A 15,133-nucleotide genomic window follows, 5' to 3' on the forward strand; every position below is an offset into this window, starting at 1 on the left:
GGAGCACGCGCGCTGGCAGGAGAATGCAGGCAAAATAACCGGCTGCCTCAGCAAGGCGTCGACCAATGCGCCGTTGTTCGGCATGACTTGCGCCTCTCACGAATACGGAAAACGTCTTGACCAGCCTCCCGCCCAACCCGCCCGATTCCGACGAGACGGAATCGGCATTGCTCGATCGCCTGCGCGAAGCCACCGCGCTGCTCGAATCGCTGGTGGCCGATCCGCTGCTGCTGGCCGCGTTGCCGGCACAGGAGCGCGCACGACTGCAGCAGGCCGTAGCCAACGTGTACCACCCCGATCCGGCGGTGCGACGGATCAAGCTCAAGGCCAGGCAAAAAGCGCATTACGCGTCGAAAATCCGCGCCGACGACGAGGTGCTCAACCAGACCGGCATTCGCGCGCTGCGGCGCAAGCCGGTGTTCAGCGCGCCCAGCGCGTTTGCGCCGGAAGGCTTCGAACCCCATGACGTGCCGCCCGATGCGGATGCCGCGCAACCGCGTGAGGCGATCGAGCCGCAGCACTGCTACGTCTGCAAGAAAAGGTATTCGGCCATTCACTTTTTCTACGACCAGCTGTGCCCGGATTGTGCGACGTTCAACTACGCCAAGCGCACCGAGCTGGCCGACCTGCGCGGACGCGTGGCGCTGCTGACCGGCGGCCGGGTCAAGATCGGCTATCAGGCCGGATTGAAACTGCTGCGCGCCGGCGCCGAACTGATCGTCACCACGCGCTTTCCGCGCGACTCCGCGGCGCGCTATGCGGAAGAGCCCGACTTCGCGCAGTGGAGCGACCGGCTGCAGATTTACGGCCTCGACCTGCGCCACACGCCCAGCGTGGAGGCGTTCTGCCACGAGTTGCTGACGACGCGGCCGCGTCTGGATTTCATCATCAACAACGCCTGCCAGACGGTACGTCGTCCGCCCGATTTCTACGCCCACATGATGGACGGCGAAACGGCCGCACTGCACGATCTGCCGGCGCACGTGCGCCAGCTGGTCGGCCATTACGAAGGGCTGCGTGGCGCACATCTGTTGCCCGAGGCCGGAGCGAGCGACGTCGCAGCGACGGGCGGCGCATCGAGCATGGCCGGCCTCACCCGTGCGGCCGAACTCTCGCAGCTGCCGCTGCTGCCGGAAGAGCTGCTGGCGCAGCAGCATCTGTTTCCCGACGGCAGACTCGATCAGGACCTGCAGCAGATCGACCTGCGCGAGCGCAACTCCTGGCGTCTGCTGATGGCCGAAGTGCCATCGGTGGAATTGCTCGAGGTGCAGCTGGTCAACGCGATCGCGCCCTTCATCATCAATGCGCGGCTGAAGCCGCTGATGCTGCGCACGCCGGAGCGGGACAAGCACATCGTCAACGTCTCCGCGATGGAGGGTCAGTTCTATCGCAGCTTCAAGACCACGCGCCACCCGCACACCAATATGGCCAAGGCCGCGCTCAATATGATGACGCGCACCGCCGCGGCCGACTACCACAACGACGGCATCCACATGAACAGCGTGGACACCGGCTGGGTCACCGATGAAGATCCGGCCGGGCTGGCGGCAAAGAAAGTCATCGAGGAGCGTTTTCATCCGCCGCTGGACATCATCGACGGCGCGGCGCGCATCGTCGATCCGATCGTCCACGGCGTGCGTACCGGCAATCACGTGTGGGGACAGTTTCTGAAGGACTACAAGCCGACGGACTGGTAAGCACGCATAGCGCGCGGATCGATCGAGACGCCGATTCAGTCCAGCGCCGCAGCGTAGTAGTCGCCGTGCCGCGTCGCCTGCACCGGCATGCCGAACGTGCCGGACAGGGCGTCGTCGGTCAGGGTATCCGCCTTCGAACCCTGTCGAAACACCTGCCCTTTGCGCAGCAATACCACGTGGTCGATTTCCGGCAGGATTTCCTCGACATGATGCGTCACCAGCAATAGTGTGGTGCCTGCGCGCGCCAGTTCGCGCAGGCTTTCCAGAAAGCGTCGGCGGCTGGCCATATCCAGACCGGCGCACGGTTCGTCCAGCAACAGCGCACGCGGTTGATGGACAAGCGCGCGGGCAATCAGCACGCGTCGGGCCTCGCCGGTGGACAGGCTGGCCATGTCACGGCCTATCAAATTCGCCGCGCCGGCTTGCGACAACGCCTCTGCCGCACGGCTACGCATGTCGTCGGTTACCTGATGATGAAAGCTGACGCCGCGCGCCGCAAAGAAACCGGACACCACCGCATCGAACACCTCCACTGGCGTATCGCTGGTGTAATCCAGCTGCACCGCCGGGGAAACGATGCCCAGCAGGCTGCGCAGCTCGGCCACGTTCCAGCGGTCGCGCCCAAAGATGCGTACCGTGCCGCTGCCATCGCGCTGCGCCAGCGGATAGAGCTGGCGCGCAATCACCTTCACCAGCGTGGATTTGCCCGATCCGTTAGGGCCGAGAATCGCCGTGTGCTGCCCGTCGGCAATGCTCAGGCTCAAGCGGTCGAGTACGAGGCGATCGCCTTGCATCACGTTGGCACGATCGATCGCCAGCAGGTTTTCGTTACCGTTCAAGGATGGGTCCGTTGGTCACCTGTAAGGCGATCAACCATGCCCGCAAAGCGTACGCGCGGCAATACGTTGCGGGCTGATCCAGCGGCGTCGGCCTGCAGAACTATTCGCGGACGGCAGCGTCCGATCGGTTGAGCTGCTCCTGGCGCGCCGCGTTCACTGTGGTTTGCAGAAAGGCGATGGCTCGATCCATCGCGTCGATCTGCAGATCGACCACCGAGCGGTCGCCCGCCGGCACCAGAATCGACAGCTGGATTTCCTCCGGCTGGGAAGACTTCTTTTTCTCTCCGTCGCCCTGCTGATCGGCGGAGTCGTCGCCGCCCTCCTCCTGTTCTACTGCGCCGGTGTAGCGCGCATCAACGCGCCAGTGATTGGACTCACCGCACAGACGAAGTTCGGTGAGAAACAGTTTTTTCTGATCAGCCATGAGTTGCTCCAACGCGGGCGATGAAAGTGAGAATCAGGCGGTGCCGGTGGCGCTCGCCGTTCGGCATTTCTCCACGTCGCGCGTGATGCGTGTGTCCATGCCGCGCTAAGTTTTCACACAGCATTCCCCGGTAAAGGTATGCACTAGCGTCTTGCTCAACGGAGTACGGTCATGCGTGTTTTCTTTCGAACCGCGGTTTCCTCGGCTATGGCCTTGTCGACGGCGCTGATGCTGGTCGGCTGCGGCGATACGGCCACGCTGCAGGTGCGCGATGGCACGGGCAGTCATCCGGAGCTGCCCGCGCCACACAAGACGCTGCTTCCCACGATGAAGACTGCCAAAGCGGTGGGCTGGCCCGAGGGCGCAGCGCCTGTTGCGGCAGCGGGTCTGTCGGTGAACGCGTTCGCCAAGGGCCTGGATCATCCGCGCTGGCTTTACACCTTGCCCAACGGCGATGTGCTGGTCGCTGAAACCAACGCACCACCCAAACCTGACGACAGCCGCGGCATCAAGGGCTGGGTGGCAAAAAAGGTGATGGCCGGCGCAGGCGCCGGTGTGCCCAGTGCCAATCGCATCACCTTGCTGCGCGACACGCACGGCAGCGGCATCGCCGATACGCGGACGGTATTTCTGAAAAACCTCAGCTCGCCGTTCGGCATGGCGCTGGTCGGTCATACGTTTTACGTCGCCGACAGCGATGCGCTGCTGAGCTTTCCGTATGTGCCGGGCGAAACGACCATTACGGCGGCGCCGACCAAGGTCATGGATCTGCCGGCCGGCACGATCAATCATCACTGGACCAAGAACGTCATCGCCAGCCCCGATGGCAGCAAGCTTTACATCACTGTCGGCTCCAACAGCAACGTGGGCGAGAACGGTCTGGCGGTGGAACACGATCGCGCGCGCATTCTCGAATTCGACATCGCCAGCGGCACCTCGCGTGTGTTCGCCACCGGCCTGCGTAACCCGAACGGCATGGCGTGGCAACCGCAAAGCGGCGCGCTGTGGACGGCCGTCAACGAGCGCGACGAGATCGGTAGCGATCTAGTCCCCGATTACATGACCTCGGTGAAGGACGGCGGCTTCTACGGCTGGCCCTTCAGCTATTACGGCCAGCACGTGGACGAGCGCGCGCAGCCGCAGAATCCCGCCCTGATCGCCAAAGCCATCGTGCCCGACTATGCGCTGGGCCCGCACACGGCATCGCTGGGTCTCACCTTTTACACCGCGCATTTGTTGCCCGTGCATTACGACAACGGCGCCTTCGTCGGCCAGCACGGCTCGTGGAACCGCAATCCGCGCAGCGGCTATAAAGTCGTTTTTGTGCCCTTTCAGAACGGCCAACCTTCCGGCCTACCCGAAGACGTACTGACCGGCTTCCTCAACGCCAAAGGTCAGGCGCAGGGACGACCGGTTGGCGTGATCACCGATGGCAAGGGTGCGCTGCTGGTCGCCGACGATGTGGGCAATATCGTATGGCGCGTAACGCCGGCAACCGGCGAGCCCGGCAGAACCGCGGCGGCTGTTCCCGCATCTCCCTGACGTTCTACAAGGCCAGGACAATCGCCACTGTCGCCCACGTGGCGGCGTCGGTGCCATGGAAGGTTAAGGTTGTCGACCGGCAATACGCCCACAGATAGAAGATGGACAAGCGCACCTCTGCCGCCGGCAGCCGGACAAACCACTTTTCATTTCCAACTGAGGGCTTCCCATGTCGAGTATCAACGCATCGCAATCGGGTTCATTCAAGATCGGGGGCGAGCTCGAGGTTCATCGCCTCGGCTACGGCGCGATGCGCATCACCGGCAAGGGTGTGTGGGGCGATCCGGCCGATCGTGCCGAATGCCTGGGTACGCTCAAACGCCTGCCCGAGTTGGGCGTCAATTTCATCGATACCGCCGATTCGTATGGGCCGGACGTATCCGAACCGCTGATCCGCGAAGCGCTGCATCCCTATAAGGATTTGGTTATCGCGACCAAGGGTGGCCTGACGCGCACGGGGGCGGATAAATGGATACCGGTGGGCCGCCCGGAATATCTGATCCAGCAGGCGCACAAAAGCCTGCGGCATCTCGGCGTGGAACGCATCGATCTGTGGCAGCTGCACCGCGTCGATTCCAAAGTACCGCGCGACGAGCAGTTTTCCGCGATCAAATCGCTGATCGACGATGGCATCATCGCGCACGCCGGCCTCAGCGAGGTGTCGATCGACGACATCGAAGCCGCGGCCAAGCATTTCAAGGTCGCAACTGTCCAGAACAAGTACAACCTGGTCGATCGCGCCAGCGAAAAGGTGCTGGACTACTGCGCCGAACACAACATCGGCTTTATCCCGTGGTTTCCGCTGGCCGCCGGTGATTTGGCCAAGCCAGGCTCCGTCCTCGACGCCATTGCCAAGAAGCACAACGCCGCGCCGAGCCAGATCGCGCTGGCCTGGGTGCTGCAGCGCAGCCCCGTGATGCTGCCGATCCCCGGGACGTCGAAGGTGTCGCATCTGGAAGAAAACGTCGCGGCGGTAGGCATCAAGCTATCGGACGAGGAGTTCAAGTCGCTCGACGAAGCGGGCAAGAAAGCCGCCGCCTGAGTTGTATCTTTCAGCGGCGTGCGCCGGGCGTCGCCGCTCGATTCTATTCGTTGTCAGAGAGACCCTATGTCTACCATGCAAGTCATCGACATTACGCACCCCGGTGAGCCGGACGTTCTCAAGCTCGGATCGCGCGACATTCCCAAGCCCGGCAAGGGGGAGGCATTGATCAAGGTCGCCGCGTCGGGCGTCAATCGGCCCGACGTGTTTCAACGCCAGGGTCATTACCCGCCGCCGCCGGGCGTCTCCGACATTCCCGGCATGGAAGTGGCGGGCGAACTGGTCGAGGGCGATCTGGATGGCGACAATCCGTTCGGCCTGAAGCGTGGCGACGCGGTGTGCGCGCTGATCGGCGGCGGCGGTTACGCCGAGTATGCGGTGGCGCCGCTACTGCAGTGTCTGCCCGTACCGAAAGGTTTCTCGATGGTCGAGGCGGCGGCGCTGCCGGAAAATTTCTTCACCGTCTGGAGCAACGTCTTCGATCGCGGCCTGCTCGGCCAGGGCAGTCGCGGCAAGGACGAGTCGCTGCTGGTGCAAGGCGGCTCCAGCGGCATCGGCGTCACGGCCATCCAGCTCGCGCACGCCTTCGGCTATCGCGTCTTCGCTACCGCCGGCAGCGCCGACAAATGCGCCGCCTGCGAAAAGCTGGGCGCCATCGCCATCAACTACCGCGAGCAGGATTTCGTCGAAGAGGTAAAACGCCATACCGACGGTGCGGGCGTCGACGTGATTCTCGATATGGTCGCCGGCGACTATCTGCCGCGCGAGATCGAGCTGCTGGCCGAAGACGGCCGACTGGTAGTCATCGCCACGCTGAGTGGTGCCAAGGCCACCATCGATGCCGGCCTGATCATGCGCCGCCGCCTCACCATTACCGGTTCCACGCTGCGCATGCGTTCCGTCGCTTTCAAGGCCGCCATCGCCAAAGCGCTGCATGACCTTGTCTGGCCGCTGCTGGAATCGCGCCAGGTGCAGCCGATCATCCACCAGGTCTTTCCCGCAGCCGATGCCGCCAAAGCGCATCGGCTGATGGAGAGCAGCTCGCATATCGGCAAGATCATGCTGGAGTGGTAACACGCGACAGGCGTTGAGATAAGACGAGCCGAGCGCGGCCATGGGGCGCTATGTCGCGTATCGCCGAGGCCGGAGGCTGGAAGAAATATGCGATCCTACGCCCGCTTGATTGACCGGCTTGCGGGATCGGGATGGTGGGATTGCGAAAAACAAGGCGGCAGACGTGGGTGGCATGGCTGGCTCTGTTCGCCATGTGGCTCACGGTGGGCATGCCCGTGGTTTCGCAGATGCTGCCGAGCCATGCCATGTCGATGGACATGGGCAGCTGGTGTACGCCGCACGGGCTCAGCGACCATCACCCGAACAGCCCGTCGGAGCCGACCTCGCCGCTGGACAAATGCGGCTATTGCAGCCTGCTCTGCCACAGTCCGCTGGCTCTGGGTGACGTCAGCCTCGCGCTGCCGCCGCTGCTGCTCCCTGCCCAGACTTTATTTCAACAGGGCATTCCCGCCGGCCCGCTTCCGCGGCTGCTGAGCGCCCATCCCCGAGGGCCGCCGTCGCACGTTTGACGGTAGTTGATCTTGACGCCTCGTTTGTCCGATCGACGAAACGAGCGTTGATCTAATCATGCTCGGTACTCCACACATCCAGGCCATAAAGCGGCTGGCGCGATTGCGCTGACGGCCGTGCGCCGATGTCGTGCGAGATGCCGAAGCCCTCATTGATGCGCGGCCTCAGCGCCGTGCCGGCAAGGATTTCCCCCATGCATTTCTCATCGTGTTCCAAGGCAACGCTGTCACTTCCCGCCGCGCTGCTGCTATCGCTACTGCCTATCGCGGCACAGGCCTGCGCCACGTGCGGCTGCACGCTCAGCACCGATGCCGCCACCGGCTATTCCGCCGAATCGGGCTGGCGTATCAATATGGATTACACGTACATCGATCAGAACGAACTGCGCAGCGGCGACAGCCACGCCAGCCCCGAGCAAGTCGTCAATCGGCCATCCGACCCGTCGCTGGGCGGCGGTGAAATCGAACACAACACCAAAAACCAGTACCTCAATTTCACCGCCGCCTATCGCTTCAACGCCGACTGGGGCATCAGCCTGCTGGTTCCCTACGTGAAGCGCGATCACGATACCTACGGCACCCAGCTGCAGCCGTACACGCCGGCCGAAAGCGCGCCGGACCAGCTCAGCAACGCCAGCGTGTCCAGCCTCGGCGACATCAAGCTGCTGGCCAGCTATCAGGGCTTTCTGCCGACGCACAATCTCGGCGTGCAGTTCGGCGTCAAATTGCCTACCGGCAACTACGGCGGAGAAACGGACGACGGCACCTTCGTCGGCACGCCGGTGCTATTCAAGAACGGCCCGGGTGCCGGTCAGGCGCTGGATTCGAGTCTGCAGGCGGGTACCGGTAGTACCGACCTGATCGTCGGCGCCTACTACTTCCAGCCAATCAGCCAGAACTTCGACGGCTTCGTCAACGGCCAGTTCCAGGCGGCGGTTTCGGAGCGGATGAGTGCGGCGGGCGCCAATTACCGGCCAGGCAATCTGGCCACGATGAGCATCGGCGTACGCTATGAAGCGCACGCGGACTGGGTGCCGCAACTGCAGCTCAATCTGCTGCACAAAAGTGCCGACCAGGGCGCCTTCGCCGATCAGCCCGATACCGAGGGCACGGTGGCCTACCTGAGCCCCGGCATCAGCGCCAGCATCACCCAAAAGCTGCAGCTGTACGCTTTCGTGCAGGTGCCGGTGTACAGCCATCTGGCGGGCTATCAACTGTTTCCTGGCTGGACTGGAACCGTTGGAATCAGTATGGCGTTGTGAAGATCGTTTATCCAAAGCCGCCGCCTGTATTTTCAGGCGGCTATCATCCCGAGACGTCATGCGCAGCAACAGCACCCCATCCGCCCGACCAACAAGCTGCGTGAGAACCGTCATCTCGCGCTGCCTGATCGCGATGGTGTCCGCCTTGCTCTTGTCGACGGCAGCGAGCGCCAACAGCCTTGTCGTGGGTCAGCCCGCTCCGCCGATCCGGTTGACCACGCTCGACGGCAAGTCGATCGCCACGCAGGACCTGAAGGGAAAGGTCGTCATCGTGACTTTCTGGGCCACCTGGTGTGGTCCATGCCGCGAAGAGCTGCCGCTGCTTTCCCGCTACGCGCAGCGGCATGCCGGCGATGGGCTGGTCGTTCTCGGCTTCAGTCTCGACACCCCAGATGAGCTGGACCAGGTGCGCGCGATTTCACGGAACGTGAGTTTTCCGGTGGGGCTCTTGGGCGATCCTCACGTGCCCGGCTATGGCCGCATCTGGCATTTGCCGGTCAGTTTTACCATCGATCGCAGCGGCGATCTCGTCGACAACGGCTGGAAGGACAAGAACCCGGTATGGACGCCCGAACGGCTGGAGCAGATCGTTACGCCGCTGCTTGACCGTTCGCCATAGCGACTCATGGCCATTGGCCGGCAATCCTCGTCAAAAACGGCCAATTGGGTGACAGTCCGTTTCCCGGCTGCGTATTTAAGCGCAAGGCTGGAACCCCTACCTTTGCCGCAGGCGCCGATACCGGCGCGAAACACCTATCGGAGAGATGTCGTGATTGAACGCAGACCGTTTGACAGCTTGGGCGGAGCCAACCATGGCTGGCTCGACGCCAAGCATCATTTTTCGTTCGCCGGTTACAACGACGCCAGGCGCATGGGCTGGGGCGCTCTGCGCGTATGGAACGACGACACGATTGCCGCGCAGACCGGCTTTCCACCGCACTCGCACGGCGATATGGAAATCATCACCTATGTGCGCGAAGGCGCGATCACCCATCGCGACAACCTGGGCAATACCGGCCGCACCGAAGCCGGCGATGTGCAGGTGATGAGCGCGGGCAGCGGCATCACCCACAGCGAATACAACCTGGAGTCGGAGACCACCCGCATCTTCCAGATCTGGATCATCCCCGACGAGCGCGGGCAGCCGCCTTCCTGGGGCGCCAAACCGTTCCCCGCCGGCGATCGCTCCGGCAAATTCGTCGCGCTGGCCAGCGGCTTTGCGCAGGACGCCGATGCTCTGCCCCTGCGCACCAAGGCGCGCGTGCTCGGCGCCACGCTGAAGGCCGGCGAGTCGACGGACTATGCGCTGGGCGACCATCGCTATGGCTATCTGGTGCCGTCGCGCGGCTCGGTGGAGATCAACGGCGTCACGCTGCACACGCGCGATGGCGCGGCCATTCATCAGGAGCCCGTGCTGCGGATCAAGGCGCTGGAAGATACCGACCTTGTCCTGGTTGATGCCTCGGCCTGATCGAGAAACGCTATGTTAGGTGGCCACCAACGCTGGGGGTTCAGCCCCCAGCGTTCTAGTTCCATCGCCACCTAAGCGTGTCAACATTTCGTTGCTGAGGGTTTTGCTACGCTTGTGCACCGCTATTTCATAGTCAACGTGCGCGAGAGTAAGCATGACAACCAGCCACGGCATTCACACCATCGACACCGGCTTCGTCAGACCGCAATTTGATGCGGCCTATCTCATCGTGGAAAACGGTCGTGGCGCCTTCGTCGACTGCGGCACCAACTACGCCGTACCGCGCATGCTTACCGCGTTGGATCAGGCCGGGCTCACGCCGGCCGATGTCGACTGGCTGATCCTCACGCACGTGCATCTGGACCACGCCGGCGGCGCGGGCGAGCTGATCGCGCAGCTACCCAACGCCAAACTTGTGGTACATCCGCGTGGGGCCCGCCACATGATCGACCCATCCAAGTTATGGGCCGGTGCCAGCGCCGTCTATGGCGAGGCGGTGATGGTAGAAACGTATGGCCACCTGCGTCCGATACCCGCCGAGCGCGTGATCGAGGCCACCGACGAGTACCTCGTCGATCTTGCCGGGCGACCGCTGCTCTGCCTGGATACACCAGGACATGCCAAGCACCACAACACGATTTACGATTCGCGCGCCAACGTGTGTTTCACCGGCGACGTGTTCGGTTTGTCGTATCGCGAATTCGACCAGGACGGACGTCCGTTCATCGTACCGACCACCTCCCCCGTGCAGTTCGATCAAAAAGAGCTGCATGCCTCCATTGATCGCCTGGTGGCCCTCAAGCCGGCCGCGATGTACCTCACCCACTACGGTCGCGTCGAGGACATCGATCGCCTGGCCGCCGACCTGCACGCTCAAATCGATGCGATGGTCGAACTGGCGCACTCGGCAGACAAAACCTCCCAGCGACATGACATATTGAAGGATCTGCTGGCCGACCTCTATCTCGGACGCGCTAACGCGCACGGCTGGTCGCGCGACAAGCCGGCGCTGGTCGACATCATCGGCATGGATATCGAACTGAACGCGCAGGGTCTCGAAGTCTGGCTGGACAACCAAAAAAAGGCGGCCTGATGGCGGCTCAGGCCAGTCTCGTTCCGTTGGGTACCTGACGCTCGACCGACGTCAGCACGACGCCTTCCACGGTGTGGAAACCCGTAAGCAGAAACTGCGAGCGGAACGGCCCGATCTGTTTTTCGGGAAAGTTGATCACGCCCACGATCTGACGGCCGACCAGATCCTTGGCCTTGTACAGCGCGACGATCTGGGCGCTGGTTTTCTTTTCACCGTAGGGGCCGAAGTCCGCCCATACCTTCCACGCCGGTTTGCGCGCCTCGGGAAACGGTTCCACGCGCACGACGGTGCCGGCGACGATCCGCACTTTTTCGAAATCGGCCCAGCTGATTTCTCCCAACGCCGCGTGATTTTCTTCACTCATGTTCGTTCCCTATGTTTCTCGCGCTGCCTTCCACCGATCCTTGCCTTGCTGCCACCAGTAGCCTGCCTGCGCACCAAGATAACCGAACGGCCGATACGTGCGCTGCAAACCGTAATCCGCAAACGCCGTCCAGCGATTGTCGCCTGCGGCAATCGCCGCGGCGAGCAGTTCGCCGGCGGCACACGTGGGCGCCAGACCATGGCCACCGAACGCCTGCGCCCACCACAAGCCATCGCCACTGCCGCCGATCTGCGGCATCTGATGCCGTGCATAGCTCATCAACCCCGACCACGCATAATCGATCTTCATGCCTTGCAACTGCGGAAAAACGCGCAGCATATCCTGCGTCAGCAGCCGCTTCACTGCGTTCGGCGAGCGATTGCGTACCGAGATCCGGCCGCCCCACAGCAGCCGTGCATCGGGCAGCGCCCGGTAGTAATCGAATGCAAAACGCGTGTCGTAAACGGCGGCACGCGTGCGCAGGCAGTCGTCCATGCGCGGGCCCAGCGGCTCGGTCACCATCACGTAGGTAGCGATCGGCAGAATCGCGTCGTCGATCGTCGGCCGCAGCCCGGCGAGATAGCCGCCACAGGCCAGTACCACCTGATCGGCCAGCACATCGCCCTGCTTGGTACGCAGACGCCACTGCGCACCTTCGCGGGCAAGACCGATCACGCCGCTGTCTTCATGGATACGCACACCCTGCCCGCTCGCGGCAGCCGCCAGACCGATCGCGTAGTTGAGCGGGTGCAGATGCAGCGCGTCACGTTCGTACAGGCCGTCGTGGTAACGGTCGCTGCGTACGCGCTCGCGCAGCTGCTCCTGCGGCAGCCATTGCCACGATGAATCGTAATGCTCGGCCAGCAGCTGCTGCCGCTGGCGCAACACCGTGGGATCGCGAAACCAGTTGGCCCAGATCACGCCCTCGTCGACCATGTCGCAGGCAATGCCGTAATCGACGACGCGTCGACGTATCCGTTGAACCGCTTCCGTCGTGAGATCGAACAAGGTGCGCGCACGCGACGCGCCCAGCTGATCGAGCAGCGCCTGCTCACCGAGCGAGTACCCACCGAACACGAAACCACCGTTGCGACCGGACGCGCCGAAACCGATTTGCTCGCGCTCCATCAGCACCACGTCGCGCACACCGCGCTCGACCAAACCCAGTGCCGTATTCAAGCCGGCATAACCGCCGCCGACAATCGCGACGCGCGCATGCGTCGTGCCTTCCAACGGTGCATACGCGTCGTAAGGCGTCGCCGTGGCACGGTAATACGAAGAGGCAGGCGCTTGCGTCACGATCGAATGGGCCAACGTAAAGCCTGAGCATAGCGCAGGCTACAGCTTGCCTAGTCGACTAGGCTCACACCGAGCGCCCGCTGATCGCTGCGACCGTGATCATCGACCACGCGCACGTTGAAGCTGCCCGCGGTCTGCGGCTGCCATAGCAACGATTCGCCCGGCCCACTGCGACCGACGAAAGCGTCGTTGACGAACCAGTACAAGGCATGGACGTCCGCATCGGTCGTGGCGGTAAAGGCGATACGCTCCTGTCCCCGACCGTTGAGGCGCATCGCGTAAGTGCTGCCACGCAAAGGCGACGTGATCTGCGGTGGGTCGCCAGCGGTGGCGCCGGCGTTCGTGCACTCCGGGTTTTGCGGCGGCTTGCGGCGAGGGATACCGGCCTGGGCGAACACCTGCTGCAGGTCGGACGGCCAGAATTCGTAAACCTCGACATGCGTGCGCTTGCCGTCGTAAGGCGGACAGGCGGGCTGGCCCGTCGCGTCGTCGATGACCACTGGCCGATGCACGTTGCTTACGCGGATCGGCGACTTGCCGGGAATAAACCAGGTCATGCCTTTCTGCGGGCACCACTGATTCGGCAGATCGCCGCTGGCTAGGCATATCTGCACGCGCTTTAGATGGGCCGGCATGTGCCTAATCGGTTCCACCATTTGCTGGCGCTCGGCGCGCAGCGCGTCGATGATTTGAAAAAACAGCGGCGCCGCCGCCTCCGCGCCGACAAACGCCGGATTGCCCGTGCTGTCGAAATTGCCTATCCATACGACCAGCAAGTAGGGTCCGAAGCTGCCGGCTGTCCAGGCGTCGCGGAACGCCCAGGAGGTACCGGTCTTCCAGTACACCGGCAGGGACGACGGTTGCGCACCGCTGGTTTCATCGGGCCGTGGATTTTGCCGCAACATGTCCATCACCATGAAGCTCGCCTCGTCGCTGAGCAGGCGCGTGCCGTCCACCTGCGGATCGCTACTGTTCAAGCGCAGCGGTCTCAGCTCGCCGCGATTGGCCAGCATCGCGTAAAGGCCGCCCAGTTCCTGCATCGTCACCTCACCGCCGCCCAGCACCAGGGCCAGGCCGTAGTGCTTTTCGCTGGCCATGCGGCTGATGCCGGCATCGTGCAGAAACGAGTACAGGGTCGGCTGCTTCAGCTGCGCGGCGACCCACACGGCGGGAATATTTCGACTGCGAATTAAGGCGTCGGTGGCCGTGATCGGACCGAGAAAATGGCCGTCGAAGTTTTCCGGCGTATACGGTCCGAACGAGCTGGGCACGTCGCGCAGCACGGTCTGCGGATGCAGTACGCCCTGATCGAAACCCAGCGCATAGATGAAAGGCTTGAGCGTCGAGCCCGGTGAACGCTTGGCCAGCGTGCCGTTGACCTGACCCTGGATCGAGCGATCGAAATAATTGGCCGAGCCCACCATCGCCTTGATGCCCATGTCGCGCGTATCGATCAGCAGCGCCGCCGCATTGCGGATACCGCGCGACTGGTTGTGCGCCACGTACTGGGTGATCTGCCGCTCAAGACTGTGCTGGATATCCAGGTCGATCGTGGTGCCGACGTGGGAGCTACCGCTACCGCCGGCAATCTGACGCGTTACCAGCACCTGCTCGACCGCCTGTGGCGCTTCGAACGGCAGCTGCGAGAGAGGACGCAGATTCAGCGGCAGCGCGAACAGCGGTTTCAGCGAGGCGTCATTGGGATGGTCATGCAACCAGCGGGCATACAGGCGATTGCGCGACGCGGCCAGCTGGGAGTTGATGACGTTGTCGTTGCCGTTCGCGTCCACCGCGGGCGGCGTTCCCTGCAATCGCCGCGTCGGATCCTGCGGAATGACGGCCAGCGTCAGCGCCTCCGGCAAGCTCAGCGCGGCCGCCGATTTATTGAAATAGGCCAGACTCGCCGCGCCGACGCCTTCGACGTTGCGGCCGTAGGGCGCGTCGTTGAGATAAGCCTCGAGAATCTGCCGCTTCGAATACAACAACTCCAGTTGCACGGCGCGTGCGACCTGCTTGAGCTTGCCCAGCGGCGAACGCGTATTGAGTTTCCACAGCAACCGGGCCAGCTGCATGGTAACGGTCGAGCCTCCCTGCGGATCGCCGTGGCGCACGTAGGTCACCCATGCGCCGCGCGCCAGTCCATACGGGTTGAAGCCGGCATGCCAGTAGAACCACCGATCCTCGTGCAGCAGCACCGCGTCTTTCAGCTGCGGCGAGATCTCCTGGAGCGGCACCCACAGTCGATAGCGGTCGTCGCTGGCCAGGGTCAGCCGCATCAACCGACCGCGATCGTCGTAGACCGCCGTGGAGGACGGCAGCCAGTCGCGCAGACGCGGATGTGGCCAGAGCCGGCAGCCGATCAGCACGAGGGCGATCAGCGCGAAGCCGACCAGCCAGTTCTGCCAGCCAATCAGCCATCGAACGAGCTGGCTGACGACATGGATGGGAAACCCTTTTTTCATAAATGGCGTCGGCGTTTCGCCCGATTCCAAAGACGCTCAGGGTCGGGCACCGGGC

15 protein-coding genes are annotated in these 15,133 nt (G+C 63.3%); 9 read left to right on the plus strand and 6 right to left on the minus strand.

Annotated features, from left to right (window positions below; translation table 11 throughout):
• The first annotated feature begins 116 nt into the window (after window positions 1-116).
• Window positions 117-1,697 (plus strand): SDR family oxidoreductase, encoded by a 1,581-nt coding sequence (locus tag HDE76_RS01925; protein ID WP_184505109.1) that lies wholly within the window; start codon window positions 117-119, stop codon window positions 1,695-1,697.
• Between the two features lie 35 nt (window positions 1,698-1,732).
• On the opposite strand, the gene HDE76_RS01930 is transcribed toward HDE76_RS01925, so the two are convergent.
• Together HDE76_RS01930 and HDE76_RS01935 are read right to left on the minus strand one after the other, a co-directional pair.
• Complete coding sequence (locus tag HDE76_RS01930; RefSeq protein WP_184505693.1) at window positions 1,733-2,491, minus strand: ATP-binding cassette domain-containing protein; 759 nt, start codon at window positions 2,489-2,491, stop codon at window positions 1,733-1,735.
• 145 nt (window positions 2,492-2,636) lie between these two features.
• Window positions 2,637-2,960, minus strand: a complete 324-nt coding sequence (locus HDE76_RS01935; protein ID WP_184505111.1) for a hypothetical protein — start codon at window positions 2,958-2,960, stop codon at window positions 2,637-2,639.
• Window positions 2,961-3,131: 171 nt separating this feature from the next.
• Here HDE76_RS01935 and HDE76_RS01940 point away from each other — a divergent pair, with 171 nt between their 5' ends.
• The 4 genes from HDE76_RS01940 (at window position 3,132) to HDE76_RS01955 (ending at window position 7,127) form a co-directional block, all read left to right on the plus strand.
• Window positions 3,132-4,502 carry a sorbosone dehydrogenase family protein gene (locus HDE76_RS01940; protein ID WP_255481377.1) on the plus strand — a complete coding sequence of 457 codons (1,371 nt, stop codon included), beginning with the start codon at window positions 3,132-3,134 and terminating at the stop codon, window positions 4,500-4,502.
• Window positions 4,503-4,671: 169 nt separating this feature from the next.
• The gene (locus HDE76_RS01945) at window positions 4,672-5,544 is read left to right on the plus strand and encodes an aldo/keto reductase (RefSeq protein ID WP_184505113.1); all 873 of its coding nucleotides are present in this window, start codon (window positions 4,672-4,674) and stop codon (window positions 5,542-5,544) included.
• 66 nt (window positions 5,545-5,610) lie between these two features.
• The gene (locus tag HDE76_RS01950) at window positions 5,611-6,618 is read left to right on the plus strand and encodes an NAD(P)H-quinone oxidoreductase (RefSeq protein ID WP_343205635.1); all 1,008 of its coding nucleotides are present in this window, start codon (window positions 5,611-5,613) and stop codon (window positions 6,616-6,618) included.
• 167 nt (window positions 6,619-6,785) lie between these two features.
• Window positions 6,786-7,127 carry a DUF2946 domain-containing protein gene (locus HDE76_RS01955; RefSeq protein WP_184505115.1) on the plus strand — a complete coding sequence of 114 codons (342 nt, stop codon included), beginning with the start codon at window positions 6,786-6,788 and terminating at the stop codon, window positions 7,125-7,127.
• A gap of 52 nt (window positions 7,128-7,179) precedes the next feature.
• Here the strand turns inward: HDE76_RS01955 and HDE76_RS01960 are convergent, their stop codons facing one another.
• On the minus strand, window positions 7,180-7,323 hold the full coding sequence (locus tag HDE76_RS01960; RefSeq protein ID WP_184505117.1) for a hypothetical protein: 144 nt from the start codon (window positions 7,321-7,323) through the stop codon (window positions 7,180-7,182).
• Between HDE76_RS01960 and HDE76_RS01965 the strand changes: the two genes are divergently transcribed.
• From HDE76_RS01965 to HDE76_RS01980, 4 genes are all read left to right on the plus strand, one after another.
• Entirely contained in the window at window positions 7,322-8,389 is a 1,068-nt protein-coding gene (locus tag HDE76_RS01965) for a transporter (protein WP_184505119.1), read from the plus strand. The genes HDE76_RS01960 and HDE76_RS01965 overlap by 2 nt on opposite strands.
• A gap of 58 nt (window positions 8,390-8,447) precedes the next feature.
• A complete protein-coding gene (locus HDE76_RS01970) occupies window positions 8,448-9,008 on the plus strand; it encodes a redoxin domain-containing protein (RefSeq protein ID WP_184505121.1) in 561 nt (186 codons plus the stop codon).
• Window positions 9,009-9,158: 150 nt separating this feature from the next.
• On the plus strand, window positions 9,159-9,860 hold the full coding sequence (locus tag HDE76_RS01975) for a pirin family protein (RefSeq protein WP_184505123.1): 702 nt from the start codon (window positions 9,159-9,161) through the stop codon (window positions 9,858-9,860).
• 154 nt (window positions 9,861-10,014) lie between these two features.
• Window positions 10,015-10,953 (plus strand): MBL fold metallo-hydrolase, encoded by a 939-nt coding sequence (locus HDE76_RS01980; protein WP_184505125.1) that lies wholly within the window; start codon window positions 10,015-10,017, stop codon window positions 10,951-10,953.
• Between the two features lie 7 nt (window positions 10,954-10,960).
• Here the strand turns inward: HDE76_RS01980 and HDE76_RS01985 are convergent, their stop codons facing one another.
• From HDE76_RS01985 to pbpC, 3 genes are read right to left on the minus strand one after another with little or no spacing between them, the layout of a single operon-like run.
• On the minus strand, window positions 10,961-11,317 hold the full coding sequence (locus tag HDE76_RS01985; protein WP_184505127.1) for a tRNA-binding protein: 357 nt from the start codon (window positions 11,315-11,317) through the stop codon (window positions 10,961-10,963).
• 9 nt (window positions 11,318-11,326) lie between these two features.
• On the minus strand, window positions 11,327-12,631 hold the full coding sequence (locus HDE76_RS01990) for an FAD-binding oxidoreductase (RefSeq protein WP_221262253.1): 1,305 nt from the start codon (window positions 12,629-12,631) through the stop codon (window positions 11,327-11,329).
• A gap of 35 nt (window positions 12,632-12,666) precedes the next feature.
• Window positions 12,667-15,078: a penicillin-binding protein 1C gene (pbpC, locus tag HDE76_RS01995; protein ID WP_184505130.1), complete on the minus strand. Its 2,412-nt coding sequence runs from the start codon at window positions 15,076-15,078 to the stop codon at window positions 12,667-12,669.
• Between the last annotated feature and the right edge of the window lie 55 nt (window positions 15,079-15,133).

This window comes from Rhodanobacter sp. ANJX3 (assembly GCF_014200755.1).
GTDB lineage: Bacteria > Pseudomonadota > Gammaproteobacteria > Xanthomonadales > Rhodanobacteraceae > Rhodanobacter.

Excerpts from the sequence above, each read along its gene's own strand:
- HDE76_RS01930 (WP_184505693.1), bottom strand. The coding sequence starts at position 2,491 with ATGCAAGGCGATCGCCTCGTACTCGACCGCTTGAGCCTGAGCATTGCC.
- HDE76_RS01935 (WP_184505111.1), bottom strand. The coding sequence starts at position 2,960 with ATGGCTGATCAGAAAAAACTGTTTCTCACCGAACTTCGTCTGTGCGGT.
- HDE76_RS01940 (WP_255481377.1), top strand. The coding sequence starts at position 3,132 with ATGCGTGTTTTCTTTCGAACCGCGGTTTCCTCGGCTATGGCCTTGTCG.
- HDE76_RS01945 (WP_184505113.1), top strand. The coding sequence starts at position 4,672 with ATGTCGAGTATCAACGCATCGCAATCGGGTTCATTCAAGATCGGGGGC.
- HDE76_RS01950 (WP_343205635.1), top strand. The coding sequence starts at position 5,611 with ATGTCTACCATGCAAGTCATCGACATTACGCACCCCGGTGAGCCGGAC.
- HDE76_RS01965 (WP_184505119.1), top strand. The coding sequence starts at position 7,322 with ATGCATTTCTCATCGTGTTCCAAGGCAACGCTGTCACTTCCCGCCGCG.
- HDE76_RS01960 (WP_184505117.1), bottom strand. The coding sequence starts at position 7,323 with ATGGGGGAAATCCTTGCCGGCACGGCGCTGAGGCCGCGCATCAATGAG.
- HDE76_RS01970 (WP_184505121.1), top strand. The coding sequence starts at position 8,448 with ATGCGCAGCAACAGCACCCCATCCGCCCGACCAACAAGCTGCGTGAGA.
- HDE76_RS01980 (WP_184505125.1), top strand. The coding sequence starts at position 10,015 with ATGACAACCAGCCACGGCATTCACACCATCGACACCGGCTTCGTCAGA.
- HDE76_RS01985 (WP_184505127.1), bottom strand. The coding sequence starts at position 11,317 with ATGAGTGAAGAAAATCACGCGGCGTTGGGAGAAATCAGCTGGGCCGAT.
- pbpC (WP_184505130.1), bottom strand. The coding sequence starts at position 15,078 with ATGAAAAAAGGGTTTCCCATCCATGTCGTCAGCCAGCTCGTTCGATGG.